The organism is Methylomonas subterranea (assembly GCF_024505185.1).
Lineage (GTDB): Bacteria > Pseudomonadota > Gammaproteobacteria > Methylococcales > Methylomonadaceae > Methylomonas > Methylomonas subterranea.
In genome coordinates this window covers 1-8,842 of record NZ_JANIBJ010000065.1, presented here as the reverse complement: position 1 = coordinate 8,842, position 8,842 = coordinate 1, and the positions used below count along the sequence as shown (strand labels likewise).

At 59.4% G+C, this 8,842-nt stretch carries 7 protein-coding genes; 6 read left to right on the top strand and 1 reads right to left on the bottom strand.

All coding sequences use genetic code 11. The features are described 5' to 3' along the window. Positions 1 to 149: 149 nt before the first annotated feature. Both purL and NP590_RS19910 read left to right on the top strand, forming a co-directional pair. Positions 150 to 4,043: a phosphoribosylformylglycinamidine synthase gene (gene purL, locus NP590_RS19915; protein ID WP_256604491.1), complete on the top strand. Its 3,894-nt coding sequence runs from the start codon at positions 150 to 152 to the stop codon at positions 4,041 to 4,043. A gap of 12 nt (positions 4,044 to 4,055) precedes the next feature. Beyond that, positions 4,056 to 4,301, top strand: coding sequence for a hypothetical protein (locus tag NP590_RS19910; protein ID WP_256604490.1), 246 nt, complete (start codon positions 4,056 to 4,058; stop codon positions 4,299 to 4,301). Here the strand turns inward: NP590_RS19910 and dtd are convergent. Beyond that, the gene (gene dtd / locus NP590_RS19905; protein ID WP_256604487.1) at positions 4,282 to 4,722 is read right to left on the bottom strand and encodes a D-aminoacyl-tRNA deacylase; all 441 of its coding nucleotides are present in this window, start codon (positions 4,720 to 4,722) and stop codon (positions 4,282 to 4,284) included. The genes NP590_RS19910 and dtd overlap by 20 nt on opposite strands. A 536-nt stretch (positions 4,723 to 5,258) precedes the next feature. Here dtd and NP590_RS19900 point away from each other — a divergent pair. The 4 genes from NP590_RS19900 to pbpC all read left to right on the top strand — a co-directional run. After that, complete coding sequence (locus NP590_RS19900) at positions 5,259 to 5,984, top strand: TSUP family transporter (RefSeq protein WP_256604486.1); 726 nt, start codon at positions 5,259 to 5,261, stop codon at positions 5,982 to 5,984. A 48-nt stretch (positions 5,985 to 6,032) separates the two neighbouring features. Then, positions 6,033 to 6,743, top strand: coding sequence for a fluoride efflux transporter CrcB (crcB, locus tag NP590_RS19895; RefSeq protein WP_256604485.1), 711 nt, complete (start codon positions 6,033 to 6,035; stop codon positions 6,741 to 6,743). Beyond that, complete coding sequence (locus NP590_RS19890) at positions 6,719 to 7,030, top strand: DUF190 domain-containing protein (RefSeq protein WP_256604484.1); 312 nt, start codon at positions 6,719 to 6,721, stop codon at positions 7,028 to 7,030. Before crcB ends, NP590_RS19890 begins: the two co-directional genes overlap by 25 nt. A 135-nt stretch (positions 7,031 to 7,165) precedes the next feature. Next, positions 7,166 to 8,842: penicillin-binding protein 1C (pbpC, locus tag NP590_RS19885; protein WP_256604492.1), on the top strand; the 1,677-nt coding region annotated here is incomplete at its 3' end.

Genomic DNA, 8,842 nt, shown 5'->3' with positions numbered 1-8,842 from the left:
CTCTCCCGCAAGGAGAGGGGGCTTTTGCGACAGTCTCCAAGGAGAGGGGGCTTTTACGACAGCCTCTGAATGCTGGAACCGGCCTTGGCCCGCGGGTCGGGCCTCCGTAATTTTTCCGTAACCCGCTTTACCATTTATTCGAAATCACCATGTTGACTATTCCCGGAACCGCCGCCCTTTCTTCGTTTCGCATCGAAAAATTGCTCAGCCGGTTACAGGCTCTGGATGCCTCCATCCAAGCCGTCTCGGCCCGTTTCGTGCATTTTGTCCAGCTGGACGCGCCGCTGGCCGACGCACAAGCGCAAATGCTGGCGCGCCTGCTGGATTACGGCGATACGCCCGGCGAAGCGGCCGCCGCCGCTGATGCCCAGGCCGGGACGACATTGAGCGCCTCGCTGTGGGTGGTGCCCCGATTGGGCAGCATTTCGCCCTGGTCCAGCAAAGCCAGCGAAATCGCCGAGCGCTGCGGTCTGTCCGCCGTGAAACGCATCGAGCGCGGCATCGAATATACTTTAACCGGCACGGCTCAACCGAGCGCGGATGCCCTGCAAAGGCTGTCCGGCGTATTGCATGACCGCATGACACAGCAAGTCGTCACCGACTCGGCGCGGCTGGATTTGTTTGTCGAGCACGCCCCCAAGCCCCTACAAAGCGTCGTCGTCATCCAGCAGGGTCGCCCCGCGCTGGAAGCCGCCAACGCCGAACTGGGACTGGCCTTGTCGGCGGATGAAATCGACTATCTGACCGACGCCTTTACTCAATTGGGCCGCAATCCGACCGACGTCGAACTGATGATGTTCGCCCAGGCCAATTCCGAACACTGCCGGCATAAGATATTCAATGCCAGCTGGACCATAGACGGCGAGGAACAGACCAAGTCGCTGTTTGCCATGATACGCAACACCCATGGCCTGCATCCGGACGGCATCCTGTCCGCCTACAGCGATAATGCCTCGGTGATGGCCGGCCCGGAAACGCGGGTTTTCATTCGCGATGCCGGCAGCCATGCCTACGGTTATGTGCAAGAGCAGGCGCACATTTTGATGAAGGTGGAAACCCATAACCATCCGACCGCGATTTCGCCGCATCCCGGCGCGGCGACGGGTTCCGGCGGCGAGATACGCGACGAGGGCGCCACCGGCCGGGGTTCCGCCACCAAGGCCGGCTTGACCGGCTTCAGCGTGTCGCATCTGAACATTCCAGGCTTCGCGCAACCCTGGGAAGCCGATAACGGCAAGCCGGAGCGCATCGCCTCCGCGCTGGACATCATGCTGGAAGGCCCGATCGGCGGCGCGGCGTTCAATAACGAATTCGGCCGGCCCAATATCGCCGGTTATTTCCGCAGCTTCGAGCAACCGGCCGAGACGGGCGAAGCCAATCAGTATCGCGGCTATCACAAGCCCATCATGATCGCCGGCGGCATGGGCAATATCCGCCCAATGTTGGTCGATAAACAGCCGATTCCGGCCGGCTCGTTGATCATCATCCTGGGTGGACCGGCCATGCTGATCGGATTGGGCGGCGGCGCGGCGTCGTCGCAAACTTCCGGCGAAAGCGCGGCGGAACTGGATTTCGCCTCGGTGCAGCGGGAGAACCCGGAAATGGAGCGGCGCTGTCAGGAAGTCATCAACCACTGTAATTCGCTGGGCGATAACACGCCGATTATCTCGATTCACGATATTGGCGCCGGCGGCTTGTCCAACGCAGTGCCGGAGATCATTCACGATTGCGACCGAGGCGGCCGCTTCGAATTGCGCAAGGTCAATAACGCCGACAAGGGCATGTCGCCGATGCAAATCTGGTGCAACGAAGCCCAGGAGCGCTACGTGGTGGCCATCAAGCCGGAGTCGCTGGCGCTGTTTCAGTCATTCTGCGAGCGCGAACATTGCCTGTACGCGGTGATAGGCGAAGCCACGGACGCGGAACATTTAACCCTGAGCGACGCATGGCTGGGCGGTAATCCGGTCGACCTGCCGATGTCGGTGCTGTTCGGCAAACCGCCGAAAATGCATAAAGATGTGCGACGCCTGCCCAAGACCTTGCCTGATTTGCAGCTGCAAACCGTGAGGTTGGCCGATGCGGTCAAGCGGGTGTTGGCGTTTCCGGCCGTGGCCGACAAAAGCTTTTTGATTCATATCGGCGACCGTTCGGTGACCGGTCTGGTGGCGCGCGACCAGATGGTCGGTCCCTGGCAGGTCCCAGTGGCCGATGTGGCGGTGACCGCTTCCGGCTTTTATGCGTATACCGGCGAAGCCATGGCGCTGGGCGAACGCACGCCTTTGGCGTTGATAAACGGCCCGGCCTCCGGCCGCATGGCGATAGGCGAGGCGCTGACCAATCTGGCGGCGGCGCAAATCGGCAAGCTCGGCGACGTAAAACTGTCCGCCAACTGGATGGCCGCCGCCGGCAGTCCCGGCGAAGATGCGGTGTTGTTCGACACCGTCAAGGCGGTCGGCATGGAGCTTTGCCCGGCCTTGGGTATTGCGATTCCGGTGGGCAAGGATTCCTTGTCGATGAAAACCGTCTGGCGCGACGCCGGAGGCGACAAGACGATGACCGCGCCGGTGTCCTTAATCATTACCGCCTTCGCGCCGGTGCGGGACGTGCGCCGCACGCTGACGCCGCAATTGCAAAATAACGACAGCCTATTACTGCTGATCGATCTGGGTCGGGGTAAAAACCGCCTGGGCGGTTCGGTGCTGGCGCAGGTGTACAAGCAACTCGGCAATCAGGCGCCGGATCTGGATGACCCCGAACTGTTCAAGGCTTTTTTCGACAGCATCCAGACTCTGAATCGGCAAGGTCTGTTGCTGGCCTATCACGACCGCTCCGACGGCGGTTTGCTGGCCGCGCTGGCGGAAATGCTGTTTGCCGGCCGCCAAGGCGTGGATATCGATTTGTCCGAGTTGGGCGACGACGTGCTGGGGGCCTTGTTCAACGAAGAGTTGGGCGCGGTAATTCAGATCAAAGCCGCCGACTTGAATCAAGTCGCCAGAATCCTGGATCAGGCCGGGCTGGACGATTGCAGTTTCCGCATCGGCCGGACGACTGCCGATCAGCGATTGCAAATCAGACACGGCGGGCAACTGCTTTATGCCGCCGGCCGCGCCGAACTGCAGCAGACCTGGGCGGAAGTCAGCTATCGCATGCAGGCCTTGCGCGACAATCCCGATTGCGCCCGCCGGCAATACGAACGCATCGCCGACGACAACGATCCCGGTTTGTCGGCGGTTCTAACTTACGACATCAACGATGACATAGCCGCCGGATTCTCCAACGCGGACAGGCCCAAGGTGGCAATTTTGCGCGAGCAGGGCGTCAACGGCCACGTCGAAATGGCGGCGGCCTTCGATCGAGCCGGCTTTGCCGCCATCGACGTGCACATGACCGACATCATCGCCGGTCGCGTCAGTCTGGCCGATTTTACCGGGTTGGTGGCTTGCGGCGGCTTTTCCTACGGCGACGTGTTGGGCGCCGGCGGCGGCTGGGCCAAATCGATTTTGTTCAACCCCAGGGCACGCGACGAGTTTGCCGCCTTCTTCGCCCGCCCGGATACTTTCGGTTTGGGCGTTTGTAACGGCTGTCAGATGATGTCCGGTTTAAAAGACATCATTCCGGGCGCCGAACACTGGCCGCAATTCAAACGCAACCTGTCGGAGCAATTCGAGGCACGGGTGGCAATGGTGAAAGTACAGGCGTCGCCGTCGATTTTCTTTACCGGCATGGCCGGCTCGCTGTTGCCGGTGGTGGTTGCGCACGGCGAGGGCCGCGCCGAGTTCGGCGGGCAAAATCCGGCCGCCGCGAAAGTGGCAATCAGCTATGTCGACAACTACGGCAAGGAATCCACCGAGTTCCCGGCCAATCCGAACGGTTCGCCGCTGGGGATTACCGGATTGACCACCACCGACGGCCGTTTCACCATCATGATGCCGCATCCCGAGCGCTGCTTTAGGGCCGTGCAGAACTCCTGGCATCCGGCCGATTGGCTGGAAGACGGCGCTTGGTTAAGGATGTTCAGAAATGCCCGGGTTTGGGTCGGATAAACGCTTGCGGCCATGCCGGTAGATCACGCAAAAGTCTTGCAACTGGCGGCGTCCGGCGCTTGGGACGCGGCGCACCAAATGGTGCGGGCCCATGACGACACGCTGTCCTGTTGGATGCACGGCTACCTGCATAGGCTGGAAGGCGACTTGAGCAATGCGCGTTATTGGTATGGGCGCGCCGGCCGGGATATGCCGGATAACAGCCTGGAACAGGAACTGCGGCTGTTAAGCGATTGGATTAATTGCAGCGCAAGGTAAAGGTCACCGGCCCATCGTTGACCAGGGCCACTTTCATATCGGCGCCGAATTGGCCGAACTGGCTGCCGGGATAAATCGCAGCGGCTTGCCGTTGAAAATAGCCGAACAGTTCCCGGCCTTTTTCCGGCGGAGCGGCCGAGGCAAAACTGGGCCGGTTGCCTTTTTGGGTGTCCGCCGCCAGCGTGAACTGCGGCACGATCAATAAGCCGCCCTGAATGTCGCGCAGACTCAAATTCATTTTGTCCTCGGCATCGGCAAAAATCCGGTAATTCAAAATGCGCTCCAGCAGACGGTCGGCTTGCGCTTTATCGTCGGATTTTTCCACCGCCACCAGCGCCATGATGCCTCGGCCTATGACCCCGATATCGATAGCGTTGACGGTGACTTTCGCGTCGCTGACGCGTTGAATGATGCTGATCATGGCTTTAATGATGATGGATTTATAAGTTGCGTAAATTAGCCCGGCTGGGTTTGGCCCGTCTGCTTGTCCGCACGCAATAACTTCCGCCTTCCGTTCCTTCTGGAGGGTGGCGTAAAAGACAATCAGTCCCTTCTCCCGCCGCACCCGCGGGGCATAAAGGAGAAGGTTAGGATGAGGGTATATAAAACAATGGTTTATTGGTTTTTACCCCCTCACCCCAACCCTCTCCCGCAAGGAGAGGGAGCTTTTACGACAGCCTCCTCCGGGGTTAGGGTGAGGGATATAAATAGGGAGGTTCTTAGGAACGGCCCCCCCAAGCAACCGGCTTGTTAAAAAAATCGTAACGCTTCCGCTAGCCCTTGCCCGAGCCGTTTCTGTCCACATGATGACCCTTCGGCAAAAAAACCGCAATCTCCGCCCATACAGGCATGGGGTACAATGCGGACGGTATGCCTGTTTGTTGCGTTGGCCGGTCGGAAATTATCGGTTCGGCGTCAAGCGGGGTATTTTTTGTGATGCATTCGGGAGTAAATTGAATGGCCGTGGAAATCATGCTGACTATCGTACTTACCGCCGTGATCCAGTCTTTATTCGGTGCCGGCATACTGTTGTTCGGTACGCCCTTGTTACTGTTGTTCGGTCACGAATTCGTCGATGTTCTGGTCGTGTTGTTGCCGGTGTCGCTGGGGGTCAATCTGATGCAAATCGCCAAGCATCACGCCCATGTCGATTGGGGCTTCTATCGCAAGATCGTCATGTTGGCCCTGCCGCCCATCGCGCTGTTTCTGTTTCTGGTGACCCATGTGCGCATCAATATCGGTTTGGTGGTGGGGCCGTTTTTGTTGTTCTTCGCCTTCAAGGAATGGTCCGCCGCCGCCGGCGGAATCATCGAACGTCTGATGCGGCACGAAACGCTGTATGTCGTGGCGATGGGCGTGGTGCATGGTCTCAGCAATTTGGGCGGTTCCCTGTTGACGGCTTTGGTGCATCACAAAAATTATCCCAAGGACGTGGCGCGCGTCACCGTGGCCATCTGCTACGGCACTTTCGCCGTGGTGCAATTGTTGACCTTATACCTGTTCAGCGCTCAACGGATCGATGTGCCGGTGTTTGACAACCTGATTTATCTGACGATAGCGGTGATGGTGTTCGGATTGATCGACGAGGCGCTTTTCAGCCGGATCAACGCGCAGGGTTATCGGCGGATTTTCGCGCTGTTCCTGGCGCTGTCCGGCGTAGTTCTGATGGCGAAATCGTTGTGATGCGGCCGCTTTTCCGCTGCTTGCGCATATCCCGATAGAGGTTTGCATATGATTAATCAATTGCTTGGCATTGCCATGGCCGGCTCGATAGGCGCGGTCACGCGTTTCGGCGTGGCCAATGGTATTTACGCGTTGCTGGGGCGGGATTTTCCGCACGGCACCTTGTTCGTGAATGTGACCGGATCGTTTTTGATGGGTTTGTTCACTGAATTGATGTTGCAACGCTTCGCGTTGGCCGTGGAGTATCGGGCCGCGTTGCTAGTGGGTTTTTTAGGGGCTTACACCACTTTTTCGACTTTTTCGCTGGAAACGGTTTACCTACTCGAATCGGGCAACGTGCTCAAGGCCTTTCTGAACGTCTTCCTCAGCGTGGTATTGTGCCTTGCGGCCTGTTGGATGGGCTTGATCTGGGGTCGGACCCTGTTTACCCAGGATTTTTATCCCTGGCTGGGTCACGGCCTGCCATATCGGGAATTGATGTTGAGTTTAGTCGTGGCGTTCATGGCGGCGATGGCTGTTGAAACGCTGCTGCACGGCGTGCAGGCCCGCGGCGAAGTCAGAGTGATTGCCCATGTGGTGCTGTTGAGCTTGCTGACGCTGTGTTCGACGCTGTGGCTGGTTTTCAAACTCCCGGAAATTCGCGGCGAGTTTCACGGGTTATTGAGCATTTTTGCCATCAACGCCTTTTTCGGCGTGGCGATGGTTTGGTTGGGATCACTGGCGGGTAATTGCTTATGGCACATCAAACAGTCTCTATAGCGCGTATATATTTGCGGGAAGGCGAGCATTTGCTCGACGATCTGCTGCATTTTTTGCACGACCGGGAAAAGGTTTCCGGCGTGACGGTATTGCGCGGCATCGCGGGTTTTGGCCCGGACGGCAAAATGCGTACCTCATCCTTGGTCGATCTGTCGCTGGATTTGCCGTTGATAGTGGAATTCTACGACTTGCCCGAGCGTGTCGAAGCCATTCTCGACCACCTGGAAACACGGCTGGGATTATGTCATTTTGTATATTGGCCGGCGACGGGGCGCTTGAGAACTTAAATCGCTTATCGTCGCTTGCTTCCCCGCGATGTCGTCGCCTTAACCCCCGCCGGCGGCTAAAGCATGCAACTCAGGCCGATGAGATTTAGCCTCAGGCCCTTTAAAAGGCCGTCGGCGGGCGGAATCGCGTTGTCCGTGGTCTTGTTGTTCGCGCTGGCGCTTTGGCTGGGCCTGGGTCTGGCGCCGCAACCCTTGCTGGTCAATCGCGCCAATGGTTCCTATGCAGTCACCGCCGCCGATGGCCGTTTGTTGCGGCTGAGCCTGACTTCCGACGAAAAATACCGTTTGTGGACGCCGCTGGCCGAATTGCCGCCGGCCTTGCTGGAAGCTACCCTGCGCTACGAAGACCGCTGGTTTTACCGGCACCCCGGCGTCAACCCGCTGTCGCTGCCGCGGGCCTTGTGGAGCAGCCTGATTACGCGGGAGCGCCGGATGGGCGCTTCGACGCTGACCATGCAACTGGCCCGGCAACGCTGGCGGCTGAAGACCGCCAGCCTGTCCGGCAAGTTCCGGCAAATGGCTTACGCGCTGTGGCTGGAACGGCGCTTTGTTAAGGACGAATTGCTGGAAGCCTACTTCAATCTGGCCCCTTACGGCGCCAACATCGAAGGCGTCGGCGCGGCGGCCTGGATTTATTTTCACAAACCGGTCGGCGAATTGAACCAGGACGAGGCGCGGGCACTGGCCTTGATTCCGCAAAATCCCACCGCCCGCGCGCCGATGCATCCAGCCGCCCGCCAGCGCCTGCGCCGGGCTTGGCAAACGGCCTACGGCGACGATGCCGGTTTCGAGCGCTTGTGGTTTCGGTCGCGCGCCGAATTGCCGTTTGCCGCGCCGCATTTCGCCGAACGCCTGCACGGTTTGTATCCGGAAGCGTCCGGTTTGGCCGGCACGCTGGACGCCAATCTGCAATCGCTGAGCGAAAATTTGCTGAGCGGATTCATACGCCAGCAGCGGGTCCAGGGCGTGGTCAATGCCAGCGCGATGATCGTGCATGCGCCCGACATGACGGTAAGGGCTTATGTGGGGTCGGCCGATTATTTCGACCGCCGCATTCAGGGCTTCGTCAACGGCTTGAAGGCGCCGCGTTCGCCTGGCTCGACGCTGAAACCCTTTATCTACGCCCAAGCCATCGCCCAGGGCTTGATCACGCCGGACAGCCGGCTGAAGGACACTCCGCTACGGTTGGGGCATTACCAGCCGGAAAACTTCGAACGCAATTTCTACGGGCCGCTATCGGCCACCGATGCGCTGGTGCGTAGTCGCAATATTCCGGCCATCAGCCTGTTGGCGCAATTGCAACAGCCGACCTTTCACGCGTTTTTGCTGCAAGCCGGCATAGACATTCCCAAACAGGCCGCCAATTACGGTTTGAGTCTGGCTATCGGCGGCGCCGAGATTTCCATGGAAGATTTGCTGCGGCTGTACGGCATGCTGGCCAATCGCGGCCGGCTGTTGAATTTACGCTGGCTGCGCGATGCCGACCCGGATGCTGGCAAACAGCTGATATCGCCGGAAGCGGCGTTTTTGGTCAGGGAAATGCTGGAAAGCAATCCGCGCCCGCAACGCAGTTTCGGTGGGCGCGGATTCGGCCACCAGCAAGCGGTGGCCTGGAAAACCGGTACTTCGTCCGGCCTGAAGGATGCCTGGGCCATCGGCATGCTGGGCGATTGGCTGGTAGGCGTCTGGGCCGGCAATTTCGACGGCAGCCCCAACAGCCATCTGGTCGGTCGCGATCTGGCCGGACCGCTGTTGTTCGACATTCTCGATGCCATAGCCATCGAACGCCCGGTGGCGGCGGCCGAGCCGCCG

Bases quoted from the DNA above. Each gene is read 5' to 3' on its own strand.
- NP590_RS19900 (WP_256604486.1), top strand. From the start codon at position 5,259: ATGGCCGTGGAAATCATGCTGACTATCGTACTTACCGCCGTGATCCAG.
- dtd (WP_256604487.1), bottom strand. From the start codon at position 4,722: ATGATCAGCATCATTCAACGCGTCAGCGACGCGAAAGTCACCGTCAAC.
- crcB (WP_256604485.1), top strand. From the start codon at position 6,033: ATGATTAATCAATTGCTTGGCATTGCCATGGCCGGCTCGATAGGCGCG.
- purL (WP_256604491.1), top strand. From the start codon at position 150: ATGTTGACTATTCCCGGAACCGCCGCCCTTTCTTCGTTTCGCATCGAA.
- NP590_RS19910 (WP_256604490.1), top strand. From the start codon at position 4,056: ATGCCGGTAGATCACGCAAAAGTCTTGCAACTGGCGGCGTCCGGCGCT.
- NP590_RS19890 (WP_256604484.1), top strand. From the start codon at position 6,719: ATGGCACATCAAACAGTCTCTATAGCGCGTATATATTTGCGGGAAGGC.